Source organism: Rhizohabitans arisaemae (assembly GCF_025996515.1).
GTDB lineage: Bacteria > Actinomycetota > Actinomycetes > Streptosporangiales > Streptosporangiaceae > Rhizohabitans > Rhizohabitans arisaemae.
The window spans coordinates 575,916-601,943 of the sequence record NZ_BLRH01000029.1 but is presented as its reverse complement, the minus strand read 5'-3'; the positions used below and the strand labels follow the sequence as shown (position 1 = coordinate 601,943).

The 26,028-nt window shown below is 68.2% G+C and carries 23 protein-coding genes; 9 read left to right on the top strand and 14 right to left on the bottom strand.

What is annotated here, in order from left to right:
• Window positions 1-166 precede the first annotated feature (166 nt).
• The 6 genes from RUR_RS14265 to RUR_RS14240 all read right to left on the bottom strand — a co-directional run bounded on the left by RUR_RS14265 (window position 167) and on the right by RUR_RS14240 (window position 6,580).
• Complete coding sequence (locus tag RUR_RS14265) at window positions 167-1,162, bottom strand: TIGR04222 domain-containing membrane protein (protein ID WP_283135493.1); 996 nt, start codon at window positions 1,160-1,162, stop codon at window positions 167-169.
• 99 nt (window positions 1,163-1,261) lie between these two features.
• Window positions 1,262-1,504 carry a hypothetical protein gene (locus RUR_RS14260; protein WP_283135492.1) on the bottom strand — a complete coding sequence of 81 codons (243 nt, stop codon included), beginning with the start codon at window positions 1,502-1,504 and terminating at the stop codon, window positions 1,262-1,264.
• A 139-nt stretch (window positions 1,505-1,643) separates the two neighbouring features.
• Entirely contained in the window at window positions 1,644-3,485 is a 1,842-nt protein-coding gene (locus RUR_RS14255; protein ID WP_283135712.1) for a phosphoenolpyruvate carboxykinase (GTP), read from the bottom strand.
• A gap of 382 nt (window positions 3,486-3,867) precedes the next feature.
• Window positions 3,868-5,178 carry a C40 family peptidase gene (locus RUR_RS14250; RefSeq protein ID WP_283135491.1) on the bottom strand — a complete coding sequence of 437 codons (1,311 nt, stop codon included), beginning with the start codon at window positions 5,176-5,178 and terminating at the stop codon, window positions 3,868-3,870.
• 429 nt (window positions 5,179-5,607) lie between these two features.
• Window positions 5,608-6,108, bottom strand: coding sequence for a transcription elongation factor GreA (gene greA / locus RUR_RS14245; RefSeq protein ID WP_283135490.1), 501 nt, complete (start codon window positions 6,106-6,108; stop codon window positions 5,608-5,610).
• Window positions 6,109-6,199: 91 nt separating this feature from the next.
• Window positions 6,200-6,580, bottom strand: coding sequence for a DUF4307 domain-containing protein (locus RUR_RS14240; RefSeq protein WP_283135489.1), 381 nt, complete (start codon window positions 6,578-6,580; stop codon window positions 6,200-6,202).
• A gap of 106 nt (window positions 6,581-6,686) precedes the next feature.
• Between RUR_RS14240 and mca the strand changes: the two genes are divergently transcribed.
• The 3 genes from mca to RUR_RS14225 all read left to right on the top strand — a co-directional run bounded on the left by mca (window position 6,687) and on the right by RUR_RS14225 (window position 8,171).
• Window positions 6,687-7,565 (top strand): mycothiol conjugate amidase Mca, encoded by an 879-nt coding sequence (mca, locus tag RUR_RS14235; protein WP_283135488.1) that lies wholly within the window; start codon window positions 6,687-6,689, stop codon window positions 7,563-7,565.
• 112 nt (window positions 7,566-7,677) lie between these two features.
• Window positions 7,678-7,890 carry a hypothetical protein gene (locus tag RUR_RS14230; protein ID WP_283135487.1) on the top strand — a complete coding sequence of 71 codons (213 nt, stop codon included), beginning with the start codon at window positions 7,678-7,680 and terminating at the stop codon, window positions 7,888-7,890.
• A gap of 2 nt (window positions 7,891-7,892) precedes the next feature.
• Window positions 7,893-8,171 carry a GNAT family N-acetyltransferase gene (locus RUR_RS14225; RefSeq protein WP_283135486.1) on the top strand — a complete coding sequence of 93 codons (279 nt, stop codon included), beginning with the start codon at window positions 7,893-7,895 and terminating at the stop codon, window positions 8,169-8,171.
• A 31-nt stretch (window positions 8,172-8,202) separates the two neighbouring features.
• On the opposite strand, the gene RUR_RS14220 is transcribed toward RUR_RS14225, so the two are convergent.
• From RUR_RS14220 to RUR_RS14205, 4 genes are all read right to left on the bottom strand, one after another.
• Complete coding sequence (locus RUR_RS14220; RefSeq protein ID WP_283135711.1) at window positions 8,203-9,351, bottom strand: hypothetical protein; 1,149 nt, start codon at window positions 9,349-9,351, stop codon at window positions 8,203-8,205.
• Window positions 9,352-9,459: 108 nt separating this feature from the next.
• Window positions 9,460-10,944, bottom strand: a complete 1,485-nt coding sequence (locus RUR_RS14215) for an extracellular solute-binding protein (protein WP_283135485.1) — start codon at window positions 10,942-10,944, stop codon at window positions 9,460-9,462.
• Window positions 10,941-12,881 carry a vWA domain-containing protein gene (locus RUR_RS14210; RefSeq protein WP_283135484.1) on the bottom strand — a complete coding sequence of 647 codons (1,941 nt, stop codon included), beginning with the start codon at window positions 12,879-12,881 and terminating at the stop codon, window positions 10,941-10,943. Before RUR_RS14210 ends, RUR_RS14215 begins: the two co-directional genes overlap by 4 nt.
• A 428-nt stretch (window positions 12,882-13,309) precedes the next feature.
• Window positions 13,310-13,921, bottom strand: a complete 612-nt coding sequence (locus tag RUR_RS14205; protein ID WP_283135483.1) for a TetR/AcrR family transcriptional regulator — start codon at window positions 13,919-13,921, stop codon at window positions 13,310-13,312.
• 70 nt (window positions 13,922-13,991) lie between these two features.
• Here RUR_RS14205 and RUR_RS14200 point away from each other — a divergent pair, with 70 nt between their 5' ends.
• Window positions 13,992-14,723 carry an SDR family NAD(P)-dependent oxidoreductase gene (locus RUR_RS14200; RefSeq protein WP_283135482.1) on the top strand — a complete coding sequence of 244 codons (732 nt, stop codon included), beginning with the start codon at window positions 13,992-13,994 and terminating at the stop codon, window positions 14,721-14,723.
• 48 nt (window positions 14,724-14,771) lie between these two features.
• Here the strand turns inward: RUR_RS14200 and RUR_RS14195 are convergent, their stop codons facing one another.
• Window positions 14,772-15,527: a (2Fe-2S)-binding protein gene (locus tag RUR_RS14195; protein WP_283135481.1), complete on the bottom strand. Its 756-nt coding sequence runs from the start codon at window positions 15,525-15,527 to the stop codon at window positions 14,772-14,774.
• A gap of 233 nt (window positions 15,528-15,760) precedes the next feature.
• Window positions 15,761-16,993: an alginate lyase family protein gene (locus RUR_RS14190; protein ID WP_283135480.1), complete on the bottom strand. Its 1,233-nt coding sequence runs from the start codon at window positions 16,991-16,993 to the stop codon at window positions 15,761-15,763.
• 782 nt (window positions 16,994-17,775) lie between these two features.
• Here RUR_RS14190 and RUR_RS14185 point away from each other — a divergent pair.
• The 3 genes from RUR_RS14185 (at window position 17,776) to RUR_RS14175 (ending at window position 21,215) form a co-directional block, all read left to right on the top strand.
• Window positions 17,776-18,627, top strand: a complete 852-nt coding sequence (locus RUR_RS14185; RefSeq protein WP_283135479.1) for an NmrA family NAD(P)-binding protein — start codon at window positions 17,776-17,778, stop codon at window positions 18,625-18,627.
• 140 nt (window positions 18,628-18,767) lie between these two features.
• The gene (locus RUR_RS14180) at window positions 18,768-19,139 is read left to right on the top strand and encodes a hypothetical protein (protein WP_283135478.1); all 372 of its coding nucleotides are present in this window, start codon (window positions 18,768-18,770) and stop codon (window positions 19,137-19,139) included.
• 87 nt (window positions 19,140-19,226) lie between these two features.
• Complete coding sequence (locus RUR_RS14175) at window positions 19,227-21,215, top strand: thioredoxin domain-containing protein (RefSeq protein WP_283135477.1); 1,989 nt, start codon at window positions 19,227-19,229, stop codon at window positions 21,213-21,215.
• Between the two features lie 147 nt (window positions 21,216-21,362).
• Here RUR_RS14175 and RUR_RS14170 read toward each other — a convergent pair whose 3' ends face one another.
• Window positions 21,363-23,408, bottom strand: a complete 2,046-nt coding sequence (locus tag RUR_RS14170; RefSeq protein WP_283135476.1) for a transglycosylase domain-containing protein — start codon at window positions 23,406-23,408, stop codon at window positions 21,363-21,365.
• Between the two features lie 168 nt (window positions 23,409-23,576).
• Here RUR_RS14170 and RUR_RS14165 point away from each other — a divergent pair, with 168 nt between their 5' ends.
• Window positions 23,577-23,855 carry a hypothetical protein gene (locus RUR_RS14165; protein WP_283135475.1) on the top strand — a complete coding sequence of 93 codons (279 nt, stop codon included), beginning with the start codon at window positions 23,577-23,579 and terminating at the stop codon, window positions 23,853-23,855.
• A gap of 261 nt (window positions 23,856-24,116) precedes the next feature.
• Here RUR_RS14165 and RUR_RS14160 read toward each other — a convergent pair whose 3' ends face one another.
• Entirely contained in the window at window positions 24,117-24,593 is a 477-nt protein-coding gene (locus RUR_RS14160) for an Lrp/AsnC family transcriptional regulator (protein ID WP_283135474.1), read from the bottom strand.
• Between the two features lie 178 nt (window positions 24,594-24,771).
• Between RUR_RS14160 and hppD the strand changes: the two genes are divergently transcribed.
• On the top strand, window positions 24,772-25,881 hold the full coding sequence (hppD, locus tag RUR_RS14155; RefSeq protein ID WP_283135473.1) for a 4-hydroxyphenylpyruvate dioxygenase: 1,110 nt from the start codon (window positions 24,772-24,774) through the stop codon (window positions 25,879-25,881).
• Window positions 25,882-26,028: the final 147 nt, after the last annotated feature.

Sequence of the window (26,028 nt, the reverse complement as noted above, 5' to 3'; positions counted from 1 at the left end):
CGCCTAACAGGCCGCGAGAGCGAAGAAGACCACAAAACCGACAAACACCAGTGTGATCTCCGCGATCACCGCACGCCACCTCATCCGGTGTGGACCTTGCCGCGTAGGCGAAAGGCGGAGGCGGTGAAGCGATCGAGTGAACTCCATCGGTTTCAGGCCGCTTGGGTCAGCCGCCACCACCGCCGCCGCAGCCGCCTCCGCCGCCGCCGCAACCGCTCGAACCGCTCCCGCCGCCGCAGCTGCTTCCGGAGCCGCCTCCGCCGAAGTCGCCGCCGCCGGAGCCCCCCGAACCGCCGGAGCTCCCCCAATCACCGCCCGAGGAGGTGTCCGGGGATGTGCTGCCGCAGGCCCCCGCGGCGCAGCCGCCGGCGCCGGGGCCCGCCGAGCGCTGGATCTCCAGTTCGGACGCGAGCGCCGGGTCCCCGACCTCGCTCAGGCCGTACAGGGCGATCGAGGTCGCCATGGCGCCCGCGGCGACCCTGCCGGTCGCGGGTGTCATCCGCCCGGCGGTCGTCCGCGGCCGGCTTATCTGGGCCGACGCGAGCGTGCGGCGCCCCAGGACGGTCAGCTTCTTCTTCCGATATCTGCGGTACCGCACCAGCGCCGCCACCCCGACGACCACCGTGACGGCGCAGATCACTCGCGTGATGAACGTCCTGGAGTCCTCGGAATCCCCATCGCCCAGGACTATCGACAGGATCGCGGTAAGCAGCGTGAACAGCGTCACACCGGGGATGATCGCCTCGCGTCGCTGCTGGCCTCGGAGCGGCGGATGGATCAATCCCCGCCTGACCAGGTCGTCGGCCAGCCCCTTCATCGCCGAACCGTCCGCGACCTGTCGCCGTATCCGCCCCGGCTCGGGGGCGTGCTCCCTGGTGACGACGGAGAGGATCTCCCCCTCGATGGGATTGACGATCTTAATGCGCGACCCCGCCACCCGGGCCACCTGGCCACGGGAGACGCGGATGACCCCTTTCGTGCTGAGCACGGCGACGGCCGTGTTCACCACACGGAGCGGCCCCCCGGCGAGATAGGCGAGCCCGTAGGCGTCGAGTCCCGTCCCGCCCCGGGAATCGACCCGCCGGTGAGCCCGCCTGGCCGCGCTCGCCCACACCATCGCGGTGAGCAGAACGAGCGAGATGATCAGCAATACCGTGTTCATGGAGACCTCCCTGAGAGAGCTTGCCGGGAAATCACAGGAAACAAGAGGGCCGGGATGTTATCGATCGCTTAACTCCGTTGCGACACCGCGGGGCCGGGGTCACCCTCCGCCACCGCCGCAACCTCCGCCCCCGCCGCCTCCACCGCCACAGCTGAAATCGCCGCCACCGCCGGAATCACCGCCGTGGGTGACCCAGGCGCTCCCGGAGTCGGAGCCGGACCGGCGGGAGCCGGAGCGGGGCCCGCCCTTGGGCCGCGCCTTGGCCCGTACCGTCAAGATCACACCGGTCGCCGCCGCGGCGCCGAGTCCGAAAGCGCCACTGATGAGCAAAAAACCTGCCATGGAATCCCCTCCCACCCCAAGGGTGCATGCCCGAAGCGCCTTTGGAGAGGTCTGCCATGTTAGGAAACTGCTAAATGTGGTAGGAGCAGCACAGAACCACCGGATTCCTGGAAATCCGGTGGTTCTCGCGATCAGACGGTCAGCTCAACCGGTCGTGCAGGGCGTTGTACTCGTCCCACAGCTCCTTGGGCAGGTGGCTGCCGAAGGTGTTGAAGTGCTCGGGGATGAGCGCCGCCTCCTGCCGCCAGATCTCGGGGTCGACCGAGAGCAGGGTCTCCAGGTCACGGTCGTCCAGGACAAGGCCCTCGGTGTCGAGCGACTCCTTGGTCGGCACCCGGCCGATCGGGGTCTCCACCGCCTCGGCCTCGCCGGCCAGCCGCTGCACGATCCACTTGAGCACCCGGCTGTTCTCGCCGAAGCCCGGCCAGAGCCACCTGCCGTCCTCGTCCTTGCGGAACCAGTTGACGTAGTAGAGGCGCGGCAGCTTCTCCGGCTCGGTCCTGCCGCCGACCGCCAGCCAGTTCCCGAAGTAGTCGCCCATGTTGTAGCCGCAGAACGGCAGCATCGCGAACGGGTCCCGCCGCAGCTGCCCGATGGCCCCGGCCGCCGCGGCCGTGGTCTCGGAGGAGACGTTGGCCCCCAGGAAGACGCCGTGCTGCCAGCTGAACGCCTCGGTGACCAGCGGTACGGCCGTCGCCCGGCGGCCGCCGAACAGGATCGCCGAGATCGGCACGCCGGCCGGGTCCTCCCACTCGGGCGCGATGGTCGGGCACTGCGCGGCCGGGGTGGTGAAGCGGGCGTTGGGGTGGGCGGCCGGGGTGCCGGACTCGGGGGTCCAGTCGTTGCCCTTCCAGTCGGTCAGATGCGCCGGAGGCTCGTCGGTGAGACCCTCCCACCACACGTCGCCGTCGTCGGTGAGCCCGACGTTGGTGAAGATGCTGTTGCCCCAGAGCGTCTTGATCGCGTTGGCGTTGGTGGACTCACCGGTGCCCGGCGCGACGCCGAAGAAGCCGGCCTCGGGGTTGATCGCGTACAGGCGGCCGTCCTCGCCGAAGCGCATCCAGGCGATGTCGTCCCCGATGGTCTCGACCTTCCAGCCCGGGATGGTGGGCTGGAGCATGGCGAGGTTGGTCTTGCCGCAGGCCGAGGGGAAGGCCGCGGCGACGTAGCGGGGCTCGGCGTCCGGCGGGGTGACCTTGAGGATGAGCATGTGCTCGGCGAGCCAGCCCTCGTCCCGGGCCATGGTGGAGGCGATGCGGAGGGCGTAGCACTTCTTGCCCAGCAGCGCGTTGCCGCCGTACCCCGATCCGTAGGACCAGATCTCCCTGGTCTCGGGGAAGTGGGAGATGTACTTGGTCTCGTTGCACGGCCAGGGGACGTCGGCCCGGCCCGGCTCCAGCGGCGCGCCGACGGAGTGCACGGCCTTGACGAACTCGCCGCGCTCCTCGATCAGCCGGAGCGCCGGGGCGCCCATCCGGGTCATGATCCGCATCGACACCACGACGTACGGGGAGTCGGTGATCTCCACGCCGAGCTGGGAGATGGAACCGCCCAGCGGGCCCATGCAGAACGGGACGACGTACATCGTCCGGCCCCGCATCGAGCCGCGGAAGAGACCCGCGAAGGTCTGGCGCATCTCGCCCGGCGCGATCCAGTTGTTCGTGGGGCCGGCGTCCTCCTCCCGCTCGGAGCAGATGTAGGTGCGGTCTTCGACGCGGGCCACGTCGCTGGGGTCGGACGCCGCGTAGAAGCTGTTGGGCCGCTTGGCCAGCCGCCGGAACGTCCCCTGCTCGACCAGAAGGTCCGTCAGGCGTGACCATTCGGCCTCGGATCCGTCGCACCACTCGACCCGGTCGGGCTGGGTCAGCTCGGCGATCTCACGAACCCAGGCAATCAATTCGGCGTTGCTGGTCGGGGCCTGTTCAAGGTCGACGACCTGGTCGGACACGACGAACTCCTTACATCCCTCGGACTTAAGCATCATCGGCGGGGTTCTACAGTTATGCCAATTGGCGTATACCAATACCCTCCCCAAATACCCCAAGTGGGATATCTGGGACATTCCACTACCCCTTCCACAAAGCTATACCTGACCAGCGGGGATACCGCTTCGCCCGTACGGCGGCAGAGGATGCCGAGGAGTGTACCCACCTGTTTGACCTGCAAAGAAAGCCGAAACCGGCATGGTGAAAAATTGGCCTATACCATTGCGATTGGTATAGGCCAATTCTGTGAAACAGAATGTGTCCGCGCGATGCCGCACCCTGGGGTGATGGGGGGAAAATCGCCGTTCGAACGTACGGCGGGTCGTCACCTCAGTTCAGCGCAGCGTGACCAACATCACGCCCCCGCTCAACGTGCCGCTAACGCACCTGGGCGGCGACCGCCGGGCTGATCCGCACCACACCCGCCAGATTCCGGGTCGTCACGGGACTCATCTTGACCACGTCGCCGGAACGGGGCGCCACGATCATCATTCCCTCACCCCAGTAGATCGCGACGTGCGAGATGTAGCCCGGATTCGTGGGATCGTGCCGCCAGAAGATCAGATCACCGGGCTGCAGCTGATCGAACGGCACCTGCGGACCCGCCGCCCACTGCTGGTGGGTGACCCGCGGCACGGTCACCCCGGCCTGCGCGTACGCCCACTGCACCAACCCCGAGCAGTCGAAGGAGTCCGGGCCCTCGGCACCCCAGACGTAGGGGCGCCCGAGTTTGCTCCCCGCGGCGAGCAGCGCCGTCTTGACCTGCTCCGGGGTCACCAGGGATCCGCTGTCCACAGCCGGCCCCGCGGGGGGTGCGGCGGGAGGCGCCGCGGGAGGCACCGCCTTCCGCTCGGTGTAGACGGGATTGATCAGCCCGACCTGGGTTCCGCGCGGCAGAACCTTCAGCAGGGTCTCCCGCAGCTTCCCGGAGTCCGCCTTGGGCGCGCTGAGCACGAAGGCGTTGCCCTTGGGGATCCCCAGCCGCCGGGCGACCTCCCGGGAGACGACCGCGTCGACCGAGCCCATCCCCACCGTGGCCATCGCCCCGACCCGCAACCGCTCCGCACCGCTGTGCACGGTACGGCCGAGCTTCAGCCCCCCGTCGGTGCCCAGCAGGAACGAGACGGCCATCTCCCCCGCGGCCACGCTGCGCCAGAGCGCGTCGGAGGAGGCCGTGAGCCGCGGCGTGAAACCCCGGAACGTGGACGGGTCGACCCCCATGGTCCCCACCCGCTTGCCCTCGATCGTCACCTCGGCCGCCTCGACGACCTCCAGCGACGTGACGGCCTTCCAGCGCCGGATTCTCGTGATCAGGTTCGCCGGGAGGCTCGCCGGACCGGCCACGATCAGATGCGCCTTCCGTACGGCCTTGAGCGGCGCCACCGCGCTCGGGAGCACCAGCGGGTCGACCGCCGGGATGGCCGGGGTGGGCGCGGCCTCCCGCGGAGCGGCGGGTGCCTGGACGCGGACCTGCGCGGCCTGGGTCCGGACCGTGCTCTTGCGCCGGTCGAACTCGGCCAGTACCGCCAGGTCGGCCGCGATCGTCGCCACCAGGGCGACCGCGATGACTCCGATCATGCGCCGGCGGCGCCGCACCAGCCTGCGCCAGGCGAGGCCGCCGTCCGGCCCGTACACCAGGGAGGCGAGATCCACTCGGGTGTCCGGAAGGACGGGTCTCCCATGGCGCACGAGACCACTCCCTTCCCGGCCCACCGCTTTCCGGCTGTCCAGTGAATACCGTAAGCCCGCTGAGATCCTGGAATGGCCAATTTTGCGGGTCTGGAATCGGTCGGTGACCCGTCCGGTACGGCCGCGCGGCCCGCGATCCGGCCGTCGCCGAGGCCGGGGAAGCACCGAGAAGAGGGGTTTGGCCGGCGGACCCGGCGCAGCCCGTACCGGAGACGTCGGGGTTTACCCGATCGGGCCGAGGGTAGCCAAGGCTCCTGGTCTTGATGGGCCGGCCCCCGAAACCGGTTCAGGCAGGGGCGATCCGGAGTCGGCTGCGGCGAGGGCGCCGGATGACCGGCGCAGGCTCATTGGCACGGCGAGCCACCGCGCCAATGAGTGCTGCCGGGACGACGGTGTCCCGCCGTGTCCCGGCGTCCCGGAAGCCGGGAGCTAGTTGCCGACGTAGGGCACGGCCTCCAGGATCTCCACCGTGTTGGTCCGCCCGTTGGGCATCGTGTAGCTCGCCCGCTCGCCGATCTTCTTGCCGTTGATGGCGGATCCGAGCGGGGACTTGGGGGAGTAGACGTCGATGGGCGCGCCGCTCTCCTCGCGGGACGCGAGCAGGAAGGTCACCTCTTCGTCGTCACCCTCGAACCGGATGGTGACCGTCATCCCCGGGCCCACCACACCTTCGGTGCGGGGCGCCTCCCCCACCTTGGCGTTGTCGAGGATGTGCCGCAGCTGGAGGATCCGGCCCTCCTGCTTGCCCTGCTCCTCCTTGGCTGCGTGGTAGCCGCCGTTCTCGCGGAGGTCACCCTCTTCCCTGGCCGCTTCGATCTTTTTGGCGATGTCGATGCGTCCCGGGCCCGAGAGGTACTCATACTCCGCCTTCAGGCGGTCATACGCCTCCTGGGTCAACCAGGTGACGTTCTCGGCGTGGGAGTCGGCCACGGGTACTCCTTCTCGGGGGCTGCGTGTTGAGCGATTGTGAATTTCGAAAGGCTAACAAGTTCGGTCGGCGTACGCTTCCCCTATTGTCTCACTATTTGAGATGGCAGTACACAACATAACCAGAAGTCGCAGGTGCACTGGTCTGCAACGCCTCGGTGAGCCGTACGGAACCCTCACCCGCAGGGACGACCACCTCGCGGCTGCCCACCTCCGAACGCCGCCGGTCCATCGCCCCCAACCGGCACACCGCGGCGCTCTCGGCGGGTTTCACCACGTCAAAGGTTACCGAGATCGTGTCGTCGTCGACGACCTTGAACGCCACCACCTGATCGATGACCTCGGTCTGCCCCTTGGACGCCCACATCACGTAACCCCAGCCGCCGGCGAGCAGGGCGGTCAACACGCCGAGAACGACAAATGCCGCGACGCCCATGGTTTTACGGGGAACCTGGGTCTCGGTGGGGGCGGCCATCGTGGAATCTCCCTGCATGTCTTCGACGTTGTCCGAAACAATTGTCTCTTGCCCGGCGGGCGGTCCGCCCAGGGCCCTGACAAACCACTTGAGGAGACGGCTGACCGTGAGCGAACCATTGAGGTTGATGGCCGTCCACGCCCACCCCGACGACGAGTCGAGCAAGGGCGCGGCGACCATGGCTCGATACGTGTCCGAGGGCGTGGAGGTGCTGGTCTGTACCCTCACCGGAGGTGAACGCGGCTCCGTGCTCAACCCGAAGATGGACAGACCGGAGATCGTCGCCAACATCACCGAGGTGCGCCGCCAGGAGATGGAACGCGCGCGCGAGATCCTTGGCGTGCAGCAGAGGTTTCTCGGCTTTGTGGACTCGGGGCTGCCCGAGGGCGATCCGCTGCCCCCGCTGCCCGAAGGTTGCTTCGCGTTGCAGGACCTGGAGACGGCCTCCGCTCCCCTCGTCCAGGCCGTACGGGAGTTCCGGCCCCATGTGATCCTCACCTACGACGAAGACGGCGGCTACCCGCACCCCGACCACATCATGACCAACCGCGTCTCGGTCGAGGCGTTCGACGCCGCGGGCGACCCGGACCGCTATCACGGGACCGGCCAGCCGTGGCAGCCGCTCAAGCTCTACTACCACCTCTCCTTCACCAAGGCCCGTTTCGAGGCCCTGCACGAGGCGATGACGGCGTCGGAGATCGGCTCCCCCTACGGCGACTGGATCTCCCGGTGGGAGGACCGGCCGGAGAAGTGGGCGGTGACCACCCGGGTGCCGTGCGCCGAGTTCTTCGCGACCCGGGACCAGGCGCTCCTCGCCCACGCCACCCAGGTGGACCCGGACGGTTTCTGGTTCGTCTGCCCGCGCGAGATCCAGGAGGAGGTCTGGCCGACCGAGGACTACCACCTGGCCAGGTCCCTCGTCGACGTGGAAGGCCCCGAGGACGACCTGTTCGCCGGGATCAGGGAGCACGCCTGCACCACCTGATCCCGCACCCGGTACGGCCTCCGCTCGCCTGCCCGACCGCCGTCGCGCGGGCGGTGGCCGCCGGGCCGGACGCGCTCAAGGGGGCGGCCACCCCACATGGGAGAATGGACAAGTGAGAGTCTTAGCAGTACAGCTGGTGACGACGGAGGGCCGTGTCGAGCCCGGGATCGTGGCCTTTCTCATCGTGGCCGCCCTCGCCTTGGCGCTGGTCTTCCTCATCAAGTCGATGAACAAGCAGATCTCCAAGATCGAGGTCCCGCACAAGGACGAGGACGGCGACGACCGGGAGGACCACCCGGCCGCCTCCCCCAAGCAGACGACCTGACCATGACCAGTGACGTCGTCAAGAACGAGTCCGACACCCGATACGAGATCTGGGTCGAAGGACGGCTCGCCGGTTTCGCGAACTACCGCCTCCGGCCGGGCCGGGTGGTGATCCCCCACACCGAGATCGACCCGGAGTTCGAAGGCAAAGGGCTGGGCAGCCGGCTCGCCCGAGCGGCCCTGGACGACATCCGGCGGTCCGAACTGAAGGTCACCCCGCTCTGCCCGTTCATCGCCGACTACATCCGGCGGAACCCCGAATACCAGGACCTGGTCGCCTGAACCCCGCGGAACCGGGAAACCCGGCGACCGCCTACAGCTCGCCGCCGGTCCATGCCCGCTGAGCCGCCTCCGGCAGGCCCCACCAGCCGAGCGGGGTGAGCCGCTCCGACCGGTCGACCACGCCGAGGACCTCCCAGAGGAAGACCACATCGGTGAAGAGATCGGCCTCGGCCGCCTCGTCCTCCACCCCCTCGTAGAAGCCCTCGATGTCCTCCGACTCGCCGATCATGCGGGCGATCTCGGCCGGGGAGGCGGGGGTGCCCGGCCCGTTCCGGGTCAGTGCCGCCACCGCGCCCAGCCAGTTGGCGTGCTGGATCGAGCAGAGCGTCGCCATGGCCTGATCGTCGAGACTCAGCTCCCCCTCAAGGTCGACGAACTCCAGCAAGGTGTCCTCGTCCTCGGGGATGTCGTCGATCGGAGAGATCAAACCGCTCACCAGCGCGAGCCAGAATGCCTCGTTGTCCTCCGGGAGCTCGTCGGCGGTCAGCCCCGCCGCCGCGAGCAGGACCCGGCTCGGATAGACGTCCTGCAGGAAGAGCGCGCGCAGCCGTACCGCCGCGGCGTCCAGCTCCTGCCGGGGACACAGCCGTCCGGGCAGCTCGGCGAGGATCCGCCGCAATTCGGCGAGGGCGAAGGACTCCTCCTCGTCGTAGGCGGCCAGCAGCTCCTCGTCCTGCTCGTCCATCACCTTGTGCGCGGGCACCCGGCCGTCGGGCAGCGGATTCTGCAGCCACTCGTCCTGCAGCCGGAAATACTCGTGCTTGGCCACCGGATCGTCGACGGCCAGCCGGTCCGGATCGACCACCCCGTCGCGGACCAGACCTTCCAGGTGCTCCACGAGCAGCGCGTGGAACTCGGTGGCCACCGGGCCGCGCTCCCCCTCGTCCGGCCAGACGAACATGCCGACGAGGGTGATCGGCTCCGTCCCGGTCGCCTCCAGCCAGCGATGCACCTCGCCGACCGTCGCCACCCCGGACTCGATCCCCGCCAGAATCGTCCGCGTCGAATCCCAGAACGCCGCGGAAAGCGGATTGCCGACCGCCAGCAGCTCACGGCGCAGCGTCGGCACGGCGACCAGCGCCCGCCCCGAAGGCACACAGAGCAGGGCCTTGGCCACGTCACGCCGGGTCAAGTCCTTCGCGTCCCTACCGGCCAGCCCGCACACCAGATCCAGATCCATGTCCACGGCTGTGAGCCTACGCGTCCCCACCAGGTCATGAGTAGAGAGCGGACGGGTGGCGTCGCGGTTCCGCGCCGTTTGCCCCGCCCGCGCGCCGTCGAGGAGATGTCACGGACCCAGCCTGGCCACCGGCTTGGAGCAGTGCGCCAAGGAGGCCAGCGGGGCCTCCGGCCATCTGCCCTCCCGCGCGTCCCGCAACGCGTCGGCGAATCGCCCGACGTCCAGCGCCTCGGCGGCGAGGTTCCCGGTCACCACCGCTCGTGCGCAGGACCGGAACACCGCACTGAACATCGCGTAGTACTCGTACTTCGGCCGGGTCTCCGCCTTGACCAGTGACCGCTGCAGTATCCCCGCCAGATGCTTGAGCATCTTCCCGGTGATTTCGACGTCGTTCTCGTCGCTCTTCTTCGCCGAACCATCCAGATTGCCCGTCGGGGCGCCGATCAAAGTCTTGCAGGTCCGCCCATCCTTGTCCGTGCGGTACTCCTCGTACACCGACTTGAGGACGGGTGGATATCCACTGCACGCGAACAGTTTCATCTGGGCGTCGTGACCGGTCAGATAGTCGATGAACTCCCGGGCCTGCTGAGGGTTGTCCGAGGTCGCCGAGATCGCCAGGTTGAAGCCACCGAGTATCCCCACCCCCGGGAGCGGCGCCACGTCGAACAGCATTTCGCCTTTGGCGTCATACATCGAGTGGTCCGCGCCGAGCCGGTGATAGGCGTACGGCCAGTTGCGCATATAGCCGGCGGATTCGTTCCGCAGCCCTTCCCGGAAAGTGTCGAAGGTCTCGGCTTTGGAGTATTCGTAGGCTCCGGGGGTCAGCACACTGTTCAGTCCGGATTTCCAGGTCGCGAAGGCCTTCCGCATGAGTTCTCCGAGGTCGGATTCATCGAGCACGACCCGGTCGCCGTCGGTGATTCTCCCGCCGAAAGACCGCACTGCTTCGATGAGGTTGACCGTCCCGCCCTCGAAGTCGCCGAGCTGTACGGCGTATCCGCCGTACCTCCCGGCGTAGTCCCAGAGCTGCTCCCTGGTGGTGGGAACCGGCAAGCCCCGGCGATAGTAGAGCAACGGAACGTCGGTGACGTGCGGTATCGCGTACTGAACGCCATCCACCTTGCCGGCTTCCAGGACGTTGTCCACGAAGAGCGCCGCCCGCTCGGGATCGAGCGGGTTCGGGATGATGTAACCGTTTCTCGCGAACTCCGCCACCCAGGCGACGTCCACCGAGAAGATGTCGTAGGTGCAGCTCATCAGCTGAGCGCGCCCCACCGTCTCGACCCGTTCCTCATCGGTGGGGGCGGCTATCTCCACCAGCACGACCTTGGTGGATCGGGTCTTGTTCCACTCCTCGACGAGATCGCGCCGGTAGCTTCCCTCACTGATGTCGTCACCCGTCGCCACGGTGAGCACGTTCTCCCCACCGTCGCACCGGGTACCGGAAGGACTTGGCGGCGCGGCGCCCCTTCCCAGGGTGATGAGGAGTACGCCGGCGAGGACGAGCCCGATCACGAACCCGGCACCACCCCAGCGGCGCGGGCTGAAGCCGGGTGGCGGGGGTTCTCCTCGGCCTGTTTCCACCGCACTCATCTCCGCCCATCCTGACGATCCCGGTTCACCGTTCGGATCTCGGCGATCAGCCGCCTAAGCGCTTCGGAGATCTCCGAAGACTCGGCACCTCCCGTAAGGCAGGTGCGGTATTTGCCGCCTACCGGAGAGGAACGGCGACAGCCGTCGTACCCCAGGGCAAGGACGTAGAGGTCCGTGACCTTCTCGGCTTGCCGGAGCGTCTGGCCGACGCTCTTCATCCTGTCCTGTTCCTTGTCGAAGGGTCCTCCGTCGGTCACGACGATCAGAGCCCGGCCCGACCTCGGATTACGCCGGTCCACGCCCTTGATCGCATCGGAGATCGGGGCGTCGAAGCCACCCGCGATCACGTTTCCGACGCGGTTGATGAGGTCGTCGAATTCGGAGCGATTGGCCGGGGTCGTCCGAAGGCGCCATACCTGGGTCGCCGAGTTTTCCGTCGGACGATTGAACGCGCTCAGCCGGAGATCGTCCCGTGGCGTGATTACCTGCGTGACACCGGGGAGGGCCTCCCGCAGCTTGATCAACAACGAGCGTGGTTTCGTGGCCATCGACCCCGAGACATCGAGCACGATCTCAGCATCGATTCTGGGGATGAGCAGCGAGAATTGGTACCTTGCCTCGGCCAGGACCCCGGAGTCCCGCACGGCCTGCTCGAACTCCGACTGCCCCGGAACATGTGTGTCGAAGAGCGGATTCTCGACCAGCCAGTCTCGGAGCAGGTTGAGGCCGGTCGTGCGTTCCGCGCTGGTCTCACCCGGCCAGTCGACGGTGACGAACGGATAGTCCAATGTGGACAGATCAGGCGAGATAAGCTCACCCAGCCTGTCCTCTCCGGTGGGTCTTCCCCCCATGCACCGGTCGTCGTCGTATCTTCCTTCGTTGTAGTCCGTCAAACTGTGGTGCGGGATCACCAAGGCGAGGCTCTCCGCCGCACCCCTGCTTTTCGGCGTGTTCATCAGCATGAAGTCGCAGAGCAGCGAGCTGACGCTCTCCGCGACGACCCCCCGCTGTTCCGGATCCACCACACCTTTGTGCCCGAGCAGGTCGGAGATCGCGACCAGGCCGGCGGTGGACAGCTCCGGCTGCGGATAGTTCACCGACATCTTGAGGTCGGTCGAGATCATCCGCCAGAGTTTGGCGAGGGGGTATCCCTTCGCCGGCGTCCTTCCCAGTCGCGATTTGACGGTCTCCGCGGATCCGCCGAGCATTCCGATCACCAAGCGGTCCGAGGCGACCGACGGGCCGATGCGGAGTACGGCCGACTCCTGGGTCACCAGCTGCACGCCGGCGAGCCGGGCCTCACCGGTGCTGGTGGCGATCCAGGCGTCGGGCCGCGGGCCGAAAAGACGGCGAAACGGCTTCTTCCGCTCCTGATTCACGTCGTTGCGATACCAGTTGTTGCCGAAGGCGTACTGCAGCTCACCGATCGACGGAGCGATCCCCACCGTGATGGCGTACGGGGCACACCCGTCCACAAGCCTGGTCCTGGCGAACCGCGCGACGCTCTCCCGTAGCACCCTCACGTTCTCCGGGGCGGTTATCAACCGCAGTACCAGCGGCCGGGAACAGGCCGGAGCAGACAATCCGGCTCCAACCAGGCCGCCGACCTTGATCACCCCCCACGGGACCACAATGATCGAGGCGCCTAGCAGCGCGCCAAGAAGCCCGGCGGCAAGCCGCTGCCCGAGCCCGCCCAGCTGAGGCAGGACCTTGTCACGTAGATCCTTGAGAGACAGCCGTAGCGACTTCAGTCGCTTACCCAGGAATGCGGCCACACGTCCGAAGGTGAGAAACGCGCCCAGCGCGAGCCCGACCCCCGCACAGATCAGCACCGTGGTGACGGGCCCCAAATCATCACTGATGTTCGCCAGCGCCGTGGCAAGGTACGTACCGGTTCCGCCGATTAGAGTGAAGATCATATATTTCTTGATCTCCACCCAGATGTCCTTAGGGGGGTCCTCGGTGGATGATCGCGAGCCGTCGTCGGTTGGGGGTTGCGCCGGACCGGTCATGAAGTCCACTACCTGTTCGACGAATCCTAAAGACCAGCAGAATGAGCGAAACCGGCCCCCCGCCCGATCAGGCCCGGATATACATAATCCTAATCGGAAAGTTGTCTGGCAAGTCGATTCGCCTGGTTTACCCTACCTCTCCTGATATCTAACCCCAATAAAATACATTGGGCTCTCCAGTGGCCCAAACAACAGTGGACCCCAATCGACCCATGCCGACGCCACGGGTTTCTGCGGCTCGTCCCCTCTTGACCAGGATGCCGGAGGCACCAAGTCGACCAGCACTCGCGAGGCTCAGAGGAATAGCCGGTCCCCACAAAAACCCGTTTCGCCCTGATTTACGCGCAGGTTCCTTACTCGAAATTCGGCTCGACATATTCCCCGTCACGCGGGCGTACGGTGATCGCGACCAACTCGGGTGCCTGGTCGGGGTGGAGTTCGGGATCGCCGGTCAGCAGCCGCAGATAGATGATGCCGAGCACCGATTCCGCGGCCAGCGGGACGCTCGGGAGGATCAGCCGCCCCTCCTGCTGGGCCCGTCGCAGCGTCGGCGTCAAGGATTCCCGCTGGTGCCGCTGCGCCTGCGACAGGGCCGTCCCCAGGGCGTCCCGGGCGGCGAAGTACGGCGCGAGCTGCTTGATCAGATCACCGGCGACCGTGGTGGTCAGCACGGTCAGCTTGTCGCGCAGCAGGGTCTCCAGCACGTCGGCGACGTCGTCGGACTCCCGGACACCGGCCCCGACCTGGGCGAAGGCCATGCTTACCGCGTCTGAGACGAGTGGGCCGAGCTCCGGCCACCGCCGGTAAACCGTGGGACGGCCCACCCCGGCACGGCGTGCGACGGCCTCGACGGTGGTCTTGGCGAGCCCGTACTCCGCGACGACCTCAAGGGTGGCCGTCAGGATGCGCTGCGAGGCGCCCTCGTCCCGGGGCCGGCCGCCGCGTGACCGTCGGATGTCGTCCATGCCGATGATTCTCTCATCGAGATACGTTACATTGGACAGACGTAACGTATCTCGATGAGAGGAGAACGACGTGGCGTTGGCTTTGATCACCGGCGGGTCCCGGGGGGTGGGCGCCGCCCTCGCGGCGGAGCTGGCCGGGCGTGGCTACCGGCTGCTGCTGTGCGGCCGGGACGCCGCGGCCCTGCACCGGGTCGCCGCCAAGTACCCCCAGGCCGTCGGCCTCCCCTGCGACCTCGGCGACCTCTCCCAGGTACGGATGCTCGCCGAGACCGCGTCCAGACTCGGCAACCTCGCCCTGCTGGTCAACAACGCCGCGATCCAGCACGTCTACCAGCTCGGCGATCTTCTGCCGGACCAGGCCTGCCGGGCGATCGACGAGGAGATCGCCGTCAACCTGACCGGTCCGCTCCAGCTGACCGCGCACTGCCTGCCGATGCTGCGCGCACAGCCGGGCGCCCGGATCGTCAACATCACCTCCGGTCTCGCCCTGGCCCCCAAACGCGGGGCGGCGGTCTACTGCGCCACCAAGTCGGGCCTGCGCACGTTCACCCGGAGCCTGCGATATCAAGAGGAGGCCGCCCGGTCAGGGGTCGGCGTCACCGAGGTCGTACTTCCGCTGGTCGACACCGACATGACCACCGGCCGGGGCACAAACAAGATCAGCTCTCAGGACGCCGCCAGGGCGATCGCCCGTGCCGTCGACGAGAACCGCGACGAAGTCCATGTCGGAAAAATCAAGCTTCTCCATGCCCTGCACAGAATCAGTCCTCAGCTCAGCTACCGGGTGCTTCGCGATGCGTGAGCCACCCGCCCGGAGCCGGCCGCACGGTAGGCACGGAGTCCCGGCCACCTACCGGCGCAGCAGCACACAGTCCCCGCACAGGCCTCCGCCGGGCACCCGGTAGTAGAGACAGCAACTCCGCCGGACGAAAGGAGGGCCTTCCCCGAAGACACCCGTGTCCCGGAGCACACCCCGGGAGAGCAGCTCCCTGCCGAGCGGAACCGCACGGGCCGCCGTCCCAGGCCGCGCGCCGGCGAGCGTGCCGAGCGTCCCGGCGAGCGCGGAGGCGGCGTTCCCCCACAGCAGGCCGGGCGCGATCGGGACGATCTCCCGGACCGCCCGCACCAGCGGTTCCAGAATCCCGGTCACCACGACGCGGTGGAGCGGTTCGGCGACCTGGCCCGTCTCGTCGAACCGCCACCCCTGCGGGGCCGCGAGCCGCAACGGCATGGGACCCGACTCCGCGGCACGCCAGTGCAGATCCGCCGGGCCGCAGCGGATCAGCAGATCGTGGGCGAGAACCGCCCCGAGCACGGGCGACCACACCCGTGCGGCCAGCCCCTGAAACCAGATGGACGCGGCGACCCTGGTCTCGCCGGTGCCGAGCCGTTCCCCCATGTCCGAGATCAGGGCGGCGAGGACCGCGCCGTCGGTGCAGAGCGTCGTCAGCGGCGACCAGCCGGGGCCGACCGGCTCGCCGACGGAGATCTCGAAGTAGGCGTTGATCCCGGCGACGTCCGCCAGCGCCCGCGCCATCCGATCCGGAGCCTCCGGCCGCAGCCCGGCGAACACCGGACCGGCCAGGCGGTCACCGCCCGACTCCATCCACCACCCCAATCTCGATACCCTCCCGAGGGTAGCCACCGCCGATCTCAGCCACCCGGACATGCAACCACGGGTGACCCAATTCATGCGGGTACGGGCTGCGCCGGATCCTCCCCGAACGTGCACCGACATCCGGAATCAGGCCCGCATGGGTACATCCACTGACGAACGGGCCCACCACCAGGTGTACGCAGCCCGTACATCGCTCATCGCGTCGTGATCGGGAGGAGGGGTCAGGGGGTGCCGGCGTGGGTGAGGGTTTCCCACGCGAGGAAGTGGCTGGGTCCGGCCGGGCGGGCGGCCTCGGTGAAGCGCTTGGTCTGCGGCATGTTCATGCCGAGCCGGCCCGCGTAGTGGTTGTAGGCGACCTCGGTCACCGCGCCCAGGCCGAGCTGAACCCGGCCGCCGCAGAGCCAGTCCGGAACGGCGGTGCCGTTCTCATATCTGGTGTGGAATCCGAACGCCTTGTCGAGACGGCCGCGTACCTCGGAGTAGAGGTCGATCCCCTGGTGATGGGCGGTCTCCGCGACGTGCGCCATCGCGGCCAGGCCCCAGCCGGAGTGGCCGAAGTCGCGGCAGGTCTCCTGGGCGAGGCCGTCCACGTAGGTCGACTGGCCCTGCCAGTACCGGACCAGCCGCTCGGGAGTGTTCCACCTGCTGTTCGGCGGCGACTTGGGGGTGACACCGTCGGATTTGAGGTAGACGTAGGCCGGGACCCTGCCCCGCCAGATCTGTACGGCCTTGTCGAAGCGGGCCCGATCCTCCAGGAACACCGCGATGCCGATCACGGCGTCCATCATGATCAGTTCCCAGTTGCCGTTCTTGTCCGGGGCGCCGTTCTCGATCTCCGGCAGGTAGACGCGGCGGAGCATCGCGCCGAACCGGGCGGATCGGGCGGCGGGCCAGACCGTGGAGGTGTGCCGGATCAGCTCCGCCGCGCGGGCCCACGAGGCGCCCGCCCAGCCGGTCTGCAGCGGGGCGTTGCCGTTGGTGTGGTCCCTGATCACCGCGGACCAGGCGTCCATGATCTCGGCGGCCTTCCGGGCGTGCCGGGCGTCCTTGGTGATCGACCACATCAGGGCGTGGGTGTAGGCCGCCAAGGCGTCGTTGCGTTCATCGGTGCACCCCAGGTTGGGGTTCGAGCCGGAGCCGCACTCGACCACCGCCCGGGGCTTCGCGCGGTATGCCAGAGATGCGAGACCACTCCGGCGCATCGCGTCGAAAGCCGACGTCCACGGCTCGGCGCCCGCCTTCACCTTCTGCCGGACGAAGTCGAGCTGCGCACCGCTCACCAGCACACCGGGATGCTTGAAGGTGCTCGGCGCCACGGTGACCGCCGCCGACACGGTACGGGCGGACGTGGCGTCCACCGTGGTTCCCGGAGCGATCGCGGCGACCACCAGCGCGGCACCCAGCGAAAGGCCGAGTCCGGCGTGGACTCCTCTGCGGGTCGTTCTCCTGCTCACAGACCCATCTCTCCTCATCGAGCCGACGGAGCCGAGGCCGATCCGGCCTGGTCCACAGCCCACCGGCGACTTAGTTAGTAAAGCTTCCTATCTTTCAGTGCCGGTCATCCTCGTGGCCTCCGCGGCGACCCGTCAACCACTTCGCGATAATTGGTGAGGATTATTCAGGTTTTGCGGACCGTGAGTACCGAAACGGGGAATCCGGATGCCCGCCTCAGCTCACCCGCGACTTCCCCAATCCGAGGATTCACCCGCGATCCACCCTTGAGGCTGCGACGATGGAGGCGACCCTGTCCGCCACCGAAAACTCGAGCAGGGTCTGACCTGCGATGACACATCGCCGCCGAACACCCCGAGAACCACTCACGCACAACCCCGCCGACCGCGCCTTCACCTAAGGGTCCACGGATCATCCCTGCAGGGATAGCAACGCCAAATCGTCGTCGCCTTCGCCCTCACCTTCGCCGGTATCGAGATCGTCCGTGGCGGGACGGCTCCGCAGCACGCCGCCCCAGCTTGCCGGGTGGGGTCGGTGGAGGTGCGGGTGGTCGGATTTTCTGGGTATTTGTGGTGAGTTGCGAAATCCCAGGTCAGCGATGCCGTCTTGCGGGTTCGCCTGCCTCCGGCTAGATCCACTGAAGCAGTGTTTTCGCAGGTCAGAGTAAATGTGAATGTACTTTTCATGTTTGCTTGGCGGCCTGGGCGTCGGTCATGATGGAGCATTCACAGTTCAACTCCCGGCCGGGGTTGTTTGTCATGCCCGAACGACGCTAGGAGGAACGATGTCGATTTTGGTGACCGGGGCGACCGGAACCGTCGGGGGCAGTCTGGTCCGGCAGCTGGTCCAGGCCGGTCAGGCCGTGCGGGCGATCACCCGAAACCCCGGTTCGACGGCGGCGGCGGCGCTGCCGAAGGAGGTCGAGGTCGTCCGGGGGGACTACAGCCGCCCGGAGAGCCTGGTACCCACGTTCGCGGGGGTCGAGCGGATGTTCCTGGTTTCGGTGGAGGAAGCCGCCGAGCCGGCCGTCACGGCGCAGATCCTGGGGCTCGCCGGGAAGGCGGGGGTCCGCCGGGTCGTCCACCTCGGCCACGACGACGAGAGCCGCGACGACGACGATCCCTACGCGACCGGGCGGGGGGTCAAGCGGGCCGTGGAGAACTCGGGCCTGGAGTGGACCCACTTCTTTCCCGGCGAGTTCATGGCCAACACCTATGAATGGGCCGCGTCCATCCAGGCCGAGGGTGTGGTCCGCGCGCCTTTCGGAGACTGGACCAGCAACATGATCCACGAGGCGGATATCGCGGCGATGGCGATGGCGGCGCTGCTTGAGGAGGGGCACATGGGCAGGACGTACCGTCCGGTGGGACCGCTGCCGGTGCGCCGCAGGGACGCCGTCCGGATGATCGGCGAGGCTCTCGGCCGCGACGTCCGGTTTCTTGAACTCACCCCGGACGGGGCCCGCGCCCAGTGGACGGAGATGGGCTATCCGCCCGAGGTCATCGAGTGGTTCCTTGAGCTGGGCAAGAACCAGGACATGTCCGGCGGGAACGTGCACGAGATCGAGGAAGTGACCGGCCGCAAGGGCCGTACGTTCGCCGAGTGGGTCGTCGACCACGCCGACGGCTTCCGCTGAGCGCCGGACCGCGCCTTAGGCCGTACGCCCCCTGCGGTTAAGGCAACCTCACCGACCGGCTAGGGGCGATCCGTTGTCGTGCCGGTCGCGCCCGTGCGATTCTCAGCCGGGGTATCCGGTCGAGAGAGCAGGGGTGTGCCATGGATCCGTCCGTACTCACAGCGATGATCTCCGCGTTGATCGGCGGCGCCGCCGGGGAGGCCGGGCGGGGCGCGTGGACCTCGCTGACCACACTCGTCCGGGATCGTTTCGGCGGCGGCTCCGCGGAGCTCGCGACCGTGGAGGAGACCACCGCCGCCGACGCGGCCGCGACCGCCGGGGTCCTGGTGGACCGGGCGCAGGCCGATCCGGAGTTCGGGCGGGCCCTCGGCTCGTGGACCGAGCAGACGGCCCGGCTCGTGCAGCAGAGCCAGAGTGTCGTCAACACCGTCTCCGGCGGCGCCCAAATCCACGGATCGGTCATCCAGGCGGGCAATGTGTACGGTTCGATCAACCTGGGCGGCCCCCGGTGATCGGCCGTACCGCGTAGGGGTTGCGGTGCCCAGGTCTAGGGTGGGAGGTGACAAGGGGTAGCACCGTTGCGCATGGGGAGAACGCCGATGAACCGGCTGAAGGACGCCACCAGCCCATACCTGCTCCAGCATGCGGACAACCCGGTCGCGTGGTGGCCTTGGGGAGCCGAAGCCCTCGCCGAGGCGCGGGTACGGCAGCTGCCGCTGCTCATCTCGGTGGGGTATTCGGCCTGCCACTGGTGCCATGTGATGGCGCATGAGTCGTTCGAGGACCCGGAGACGGCGGCGTTGATGAACGAGCACTTCGTCAACGTGAAGGTGGACCGGGAGGAACGGCCCGACATCGACGCGATCTACATGGAGGCGACCCAGGCGCTGACCGGCCACGGAGGCTGGCCGATGACGGTCTTCGCCACCCCGGACGGGCACCCCTTCTTCACCGGCACCTACTATCCCCGGCCGCATTTCCAGCGGCTGCTGCACGGCGTGGCGCAAGCGTGGCGGAACGAGCGCCAGGAGGTCGTCGCGCAGGGTGCCAAGATCGTATCCGCGCTGGCCGAGCGCGGTGCCGTGGCGAGCGGTCCGCGGCCGGACGAGGCGAGCCAGGCACTGGCCGTGACGGGGCTGGTCGACCTCTTCGACCCGGTGAACGGCGGATTCGGCGCCGCACCCAAGTTCCCTCCGTCGATGGTGCTGGAGTTCCTGCTCCGGCGGTACGCCCGTACGGGGGACCGGGCCTCGCTGGACATGGTGGAGCAGACCCTGGCGGCCATGGCCCGGGGCGGGATATACGACCAGCTCGCGGGCGGCTTCGCCCGGTACAGCGTGGACGCGTCGTGGGTGGTGCCGCACTTCGAGAAAATGCTGTACGACAACGCCCTGCTCCTTCGCGTCTACACCCATTGGTGGCGGACGACGGGTGCTCCGCTCGCCCGCCGCGTCGCGCTGGAGACAGCCGATTGGCTGATCGCGGAGATGCGTACGGCCGAAGGCGGCTTCGCCTCCGCGCTCGACGCGGACAGCGAGGGCGTGGAGGGCAAGTTCTACGTGTGGACGCCCGAGCAGCTGACCACGGTGCTGGGCGCCGAGGACGGCGCGTACGCCGCCTCCCTCTTCTCGGTGACCGACGACGGGACGTTCGAGCACGGCCAGTCGGTCCTGCAGCTCCCCTCCGACCCAACAGAAGCCGATATTTCGAGATTTGAGCGGGTCAAGGAGTCGCTGCTCACCGCCCGAGCCGAACGCGTACGCCCCGGGCGGGACGACAAGATCGTCGCCGCGTGGAACGGCCTGGCCGTCGCCGCGCTCGCCGAGACCGGGGCGGTGTTCGAACGGCCCGACCTGATCGAAGCGGCCCGCGACGCGGCGCAACTCCTCGCCGACCTGCACCTCGCCGACGGCCGGCTCCAGCGGACCTCCAAGGACGGCCGGGTCGGAACCAACGCCGGGGTGCTCGACGACTACGGCGACGTGGCCGAGGGATTCATCGCCCTCTACGGCGTGACCGGCGAAGCCCGCTGGATTGAGTCGGCCGGCATGCTCCTGGACACCGTCCTCACCCGCTTCCCCGACGGCGAAGGCGGATTCTTCGACACCGCCGACGACGCCGAACGGCTCTTCCGCCGGCCCCAGGACCCCACCGACAACGCCACCCCGTCCGGGCAGTTCGCCGCCGCGGGCGCGCTGCTGTCCTACGCGGCGCTCACCGGATCGGCCCGGCACCGCGAGGCCGCGGAGGCCGCGCTGCGGACCGTCCCGGTGCTCGGCGAGCGACACGCCCGATTCGCCGGATGGGGGCTGGTCGTCGCGGAAGCCGCGCTCGCCGGACCGGTCGAGGTCGCCGTCGTCGGCCCGCCCGGCGACGCCCGTACCCTCGCCCTGCACCGCGCCGCCCTGCTCAGCGACTCCCCCGGCCTGGTGATCGCGCTGGGCGAACCCGGCGCCGAACCCGCGGTCCCGCTCCTCGCCCACCGGACCCCGCGCGACGGCGAACCCGCCGCCTACGTCTGCCGGGGCTTCACCTGCCGCCTCCCGGTGACCACCCCCGCCGACCTGGCCGCCGAGATCACCGCCTGACCTCCGCGAAAACCCGGCATCCGTACGGCCTTAGGGCTCCCCACCGCCCGGTACGGTGCCCGCGAGGCCACCACGCCGAGCCCGCTCACCGACTCGTCACGCCCGGTGGGGCGGCTCTTCGACGATGCCGGTAAGCGACCGGTCGACTCAGCGTCTGGCCGGTGCGGTCCGTTCCGTGCCGGGCGGGCGGGCGTCGGGCACACCGGGCTCGGTGCCGTCCTCGCCGGAGCCGGGGCCGGTGGGCGGGGTGTTCGGCTGGGTGCCGTCGCCCGGGGTGCCGGTCTCGCTCTCCCAGGGGGTGCTCTCGCCGGACGGGTCGTCGAACCCGGGGGCGGAGGGCTCCTCGCTCGGGTCCGGCGGGACGTAGACGGAGTAGGCGGAGTGCTCCGGGAAGTCCTCCACGGGCTCGCCCTTCATCGCCTCGGCCATGAAGGACCGCCAGGTCCTGGCCGGGATCTGACCGCCGTAGAGGTCGCCGTAGCCGGGGATGCTCACGGTCTTGAAGTCGTCGCGGAACATGGTGACGGCGACGGAGAGCTGGGGGGTGTAGCCGACGAACCAGAGGGACTTGGTATCGCTCGCGGTCCCGGTCTTGCCCGCCGCGGGGCGGTCGTAGAGTCGCGCGGACGTGCCCGTACCGGCCTCGACGACCTGCCGCAGGGCGTAGGTGGTGTCGGCCGCGACCTGGGCGGGGAAGGCCCGCTTGCCGGCCACCGAGGTCTTGGTGGTCTTGCCGGTCGCGTCGGTGACGGAACGGATCACGTGTGGGGTGCGGTGGATCCCTTCGGCGGCGAAGGTGCCGTAGGCGGCGGCTTGCTGGACGGCGCTGACGGAGGCGACGCCGAGGGGGAGCGTGGCCGCGCGGGCGTGCCGGGCGAGCTGGTCGGCGGGGATGCCGGCGGCTTTGGCCGCGGCGACTATCTTGCTCAGCCCGACCTTGCGCCCCAGGTCCACGTAGGCGGTGTTGATCGAGCTCCGGGTCGCCTGGACCAGGTCGACGCTGCCGTAGCTCATGTTGCCGGAGTTCCGGATCGGGGTTGAACCGATCATCAGCGGCGAGTTGCCCTCGAGGCGGGTGCCGAGGTCGAGCCCGTGGTCGAGGGCGGCGGCCAGCGCGTAGGTCTTGAAGGTCGATCCGGCCTGGACCTGCGCGGAGAACGCCGCGTCGTACTGGTTCTGGGTGTAGTCGCGGCCGCCGTAGAAGGCGACGACCTCTCCGGTGCCGGGGTCGACGGCGGCGAGCCCGGTCCGCACCCCGGCCGGGGTGTTCTCGGGACGTACGGCCTTGACGGCCCGTTCGGCGGCTTCCATGAGGTCTTTGTCGAAGGTCGTGGTGACCTTGAGGTTGCCCTGGTTGATCTGTTCGTCGCTGTAACCGAGCGTGTTGAGCTCTTTGCGGACCTCGGCGAGCATGTACCCCTTCTGCCCGCTGAGCGACAGGGGGGCTTTCGGCTTCTTGAGGACGGGGAAGACGAGTTGTTGCGCCTCAGATTTTTGGAGCGCTCCAATCTTCTGCATGCCGTCGATCACGAACTCCCAGCGCTGCCGGACCTGCCGGAGCGCGTCACCCTTGGGGTCGGAGAAGTAGCTCGGCTGCTGGATCACCGCGGCGAGGTACGCGCCCTCGGAGACCGTGAGGGCGCCGACGTCCTTGCGGAAGTAGGCCTGGGCGGCGGACTGGATGCCGTAGGCGCCGCGGCCGAAGTAGATGGTGTTCAGGTACTGCTCGAACACCCAGTCCTTGGACTTGGACTGGTCGACCTTGATGGCGACCATGACCTCTTTGAGCTTGCGGGACAGGGTCCGCTCCTGGCTGAGGCCGCTGTAGTAGTTGCGCACCATCTGCTGGGTGATCGTCGAGCCGCCCTCGATCCGCTTGCCGGTGATCGTGGACCAGACCGCGCGGAGCGTACCGGAGACCGAGACCCCGGCGTCCTTGTAGAAGTCCCGGTTCTCCGCGGCGATCACCGCCTGTCGTACGGCCTTCGGGACCTTGTCCAGCTTGACGGGCTTGCGGTCGACGCCCTCGCGGGCCAGCACGGTCTTGCCGTCCCGGTAGTAGTACACCGAGCCCTGCGCCGTGGCCATCGGCTGCGTCGAGTCGGGGATGGGCGTCCGCACCCAGACCAAGACGAACATCCCGAACAGCGCACCGCCGAAGACCGTGACGGTGAGGAAGAACGACTTCAGCATGCGCCGCTTACGGCTCTTCTTCGCCGCGGGTTTGCGGCCCTTCGTCGGCGCCGCCCCACCGGAACCCGGCCGGGCGTCGCCCGTAAGGGGCTCCCCTGCGGGACCGGGCCGGGAATCGGCCGGTACGGCGACCGCGGGGAGAAGCCGAGTGGCCTCATCGGGTTCCGGATGAGGATCGACCGCGGAAAGAACCTGGGTGGCCTCGGGGTCGGGCACGTCCGGCGATCCGGTGGATTCGCCCGGCCGGCCTGGATCGGGTACGGCCGCCGCGGGCTCGTCCGGGGGTCCTGCGGCGACGGGCAGCACCTGGGTGGAGTGGTCGTCCCGTGGCTCGTCTTCCGCTGCCGTGGTGTGGCCGGGCTCGTGGTGAGCCTTGAGTCCATTCCCGTCCTCCTGCGACTGACGGCCCTGGTCCGCGACATCGTGGACGTTCCGCGTCTCGCCTGAGTCCGATCCGGGCGAATCCTGGTCTCCGCCGCTGCCCTGCACGTGATCCCCCGATCAGTCTTCGCAGCAAATAGCCCTTAAGCTGGGCGAATGCTCAGGGTAAACGAGGCAGAACGGTGCTCGGGACCCCCATCGGGCTCGGCGAACGGTCGTCCGGCGGTGCCGGCGGCACTGGTCTATCACGGGAACGCCGCCGGGCACGGGCCCCACGTCGGGCGGGTCGGAAGATCAACCGCTCTTTTACCTCTCCGAGGTTCCCTGTCACGGATTGGGCTGTGACGCCGCGACGACCAGGGGGAGGACCCGGTAGGGAACCTGCGTGGCGAGGGAGATGACCGTCGAGGCCCGGACGATGCCCTCGACCGCGACGATGAGGTCGATCACCCGCTGGAGGTCGGCGTTGCTCCGGGCGACCACCCGGCAGAGCATGTCGCCGCTCCCGGTGATCGTGTGGACTTCGAGCACCTCGGGGATGCCGGCGAGCCGCTCGGCCACCGGGTCGTGCCCGCCGACCTGTTTGATCTGCATGGTCACGAATCCGGTGACGTCGTAGCCGAGGGCCGCGGGGTCCACGTCCGGTCCGAACCCGCGGACCACGCCCCGGGCGACCAGCCGGTCGAGGCGGGCCTGCACGGTCCCCCGGGCCACGCCGAGCCGTCGGGAGCACTCCAGGACACCCAGCCTGGGCTCCGCGTCCAGCAGGGTGATCAACCGGGCGTCAAGCTCATCGATCGCCATTACCCTCCTAAGGCCACGCATAACCCAGGCATGACACGCTGAGCAGCGTGTGCAGCAAACGCGGCACCACTTCCCCTCAGAGTAGACAAATTGTCTAGCGATTCACAGCTCTGTTGCGCAGGAAATCTAGCCGAATCAGAGTATGGGCATCAGATATGCGCACAAAGGAGTGTTGGTGATGACAGACGTCTTCCCCGTAAACGGCATGGACGCGGTCGTGTTCGCGGTGGGCAACGCCAAGCAGGCCGCCCACTACTACTCCACCGCGTTCGGCATGCGGCGTGTGGCGTACAAGGGGCCGGAGACCGGCAGCCGGGACGAGGTCGCCTACGTCCTGGAATCGGGTTCCGCGAGGTTTGTCATCAAGGGTGCGGTCCGCGCGGGGACCGACCTGGCCCGGCACGTCGCGGAGCACAGCGACGGCGTGATCGACCTCGCCATCGAGGTCCCCGACGTGGAGGCCGCCTACCGGCAGGCGATCGGCGCCGGCGCGCGGGGGCTCGAGGAGCCGTACTCCCTGGAGGACGAGCACGGCAAGGTCATGCTCGCCGCCGTCGCGACCTACGGCGAGACCCGCCACACTCTCGTGGACCGTTCCAACTACAACGGCCCCTACCTGCCGGGGTATGTCAAGGCCGACCCCATCGTGCCCGCCCCCGAGGTCCGCAACGGCCGGATTTTCCAGGCGGTCGACCACTGCGTGGGCAACGTCGAGCTCGGCAAGATGGACGAGTGGGTGGAGTTCTACCGCCGGGTCATGGGCTTCACGAACATGGCCGAGTTCATCGGCGACGACATCGCCACCGAATACTCGGCGCTCATGTCCAAGGTGGTCGCCGACGGGACGCGCAAGGTCAAGTTCCCGCTGAACGAGCCCGCCGTCAGCAAGAAGAAGTCGCAGATCGACGAGTACCTGGAGTTCTACGGCGGGCCGGGGGTCCAGCACATCGCGCTGGCGACGAACGACATCCTCACCGCGGTGGACCACATGCGCGCCGTGGGGGTGGAGTTCCTGGCCACCCCGGACTCCTACTACGACGACCCCGAGCTGCGTGCCCGGATCGGCAAGGTCCGCGCGCCGATCGAGGAGCTGAAGAAGCGCCGGATCCTCGTCGACCGGGATGAGGACGGCTACCTCCTCCAGATCTTCACCAAGCCGGTCCAGGACCGCCCGACGGTCTTCTTCGAGCTGATCGAACGGCACGGCTCGCTCGGTTTCGGCAAGGGCAACTTCAAGGCGCTCTTCGAGGCGATCGAGCGCGAGCAGGACCTTCGCGGCAACCTCTAATCCCCTAAACCATGGCTCATCGGTCCTATGTCGCTTCTGCTCTCAAGGACCGATGAGCCTCGGCATTCATCGCTACTGCCATAGTTGGCGACAATCCGGACAAGCTCTTCACCGGCGGACAGGCGAGTCTTGATGATCTCAAGACCG

Coding starts and splice junctions, on each gene's coding strand:
- RUR_RS14160 (WP_283135474.1), bottom strand. CDS start 24,593: ATGGCGATCGATGAGCTTGACGCCCGGTTGATCACCCTGCTGGACGCG.
- RUR_RS14260 (WP_283135492.1), bottom strand. CDS start 1,504: ATGGCAGGTTTTTTGCTCATCAGTGGCGCTTTCGGACTCGGCGCCGCG.
- RUR_RS14175 (WP_283135477.1), top strand. CDS start 19,227: ATGAACCGGCTGAAGGACGCCACCAGCCCATACCTGCTCCAGCATGCG.
- RUR_RS14185 (WP_283135479.1), top strand. CDS start 17,776: ATGTCGATTTTGGTGACCGGGGCGACCGGAACCGTCGGGGGCAGTCTG.
- hppD (WP_283135473.1), top strand. CDS start 24,772: ATGACAGACGTCTTCCCCGTAAACGGCATGGACGCGGTCGTGTTCGCG.
- RUR_RS14220 (WP_283135711.1), bottom strand. CDS start 9,351: ATGGATCTGGATCTGGTGTGCGGGCTGGCCGGTAGGGACGCGAAGGAC.
- RUR_RS14240 (WP_283135489.1), bottom strand. CDS start 6,580: ATGGCCGCCCCCACCGAGACCCAGGTTCCCCGTAAAACCATGGGCGTC.
- RUR_RS14215 (WP_283135485.1), bottom strand. CDS start 10,944: ATGAGTGCGGTGGAAACAGGCCGAGGAGAACCCCCGCCACCCGGCTTC.
- RUR_RS14170 (WP_283135476.1), bottom strand. CDS start 23,408: ATGCTGAAGTCGTTCTTCCTCACCGTCACGGTCTTCGGCGGTGCGCTG.
- RUR_RS14265 (WP_283135493.1), bottom strand. CDS start 1,162: ATGAACACGGTATTGCTGATCATCTCGCTCGTTCTGCTCACCGCGATG.
- RUR_RS14255 (WP_283135712.1), bottom strand. CDS start 3,485: ATGCTTAAGTCCGAGGGATGTAAGGAGTTCGTCGTGTCCGACCAGGTC.
- RUR_RS14205 (WP_283135483.1), bottom strand. CDS start 13,921: ATGGACGACATCCGACGGTCACGCGGCGGCCGGCCCCGGGACGAGGGC.
- RUR_RS14225 (WP_283135486.1), top strand. CDS start 7,893: ATGACCAGTGACGTCGTCAAGAACGAGTCCGACACCCGATACGAGATC.
- RUR_RS14195 (WP_283135481.1), bottom strand. CDS start 15,527: ATGGAGTCGGGCGGTGACCGCCTGGCCGGTCCGGTGTTCGCCGGGCTG.
- RUR_RS14165 (WP_283135475.1), top strand. CDS start 23,577: ATGAGGATCGACCGCGGAAAGAACCTGGGTGGCCTCGGGGTCGGGCAC.
- RUR_RS14180 (WP_283135478.1), top strand. CDS start 18,768: ATGGATCCGTCCGTACTCACAGCGATGATCTCCGCGTTGATCGGCGGC.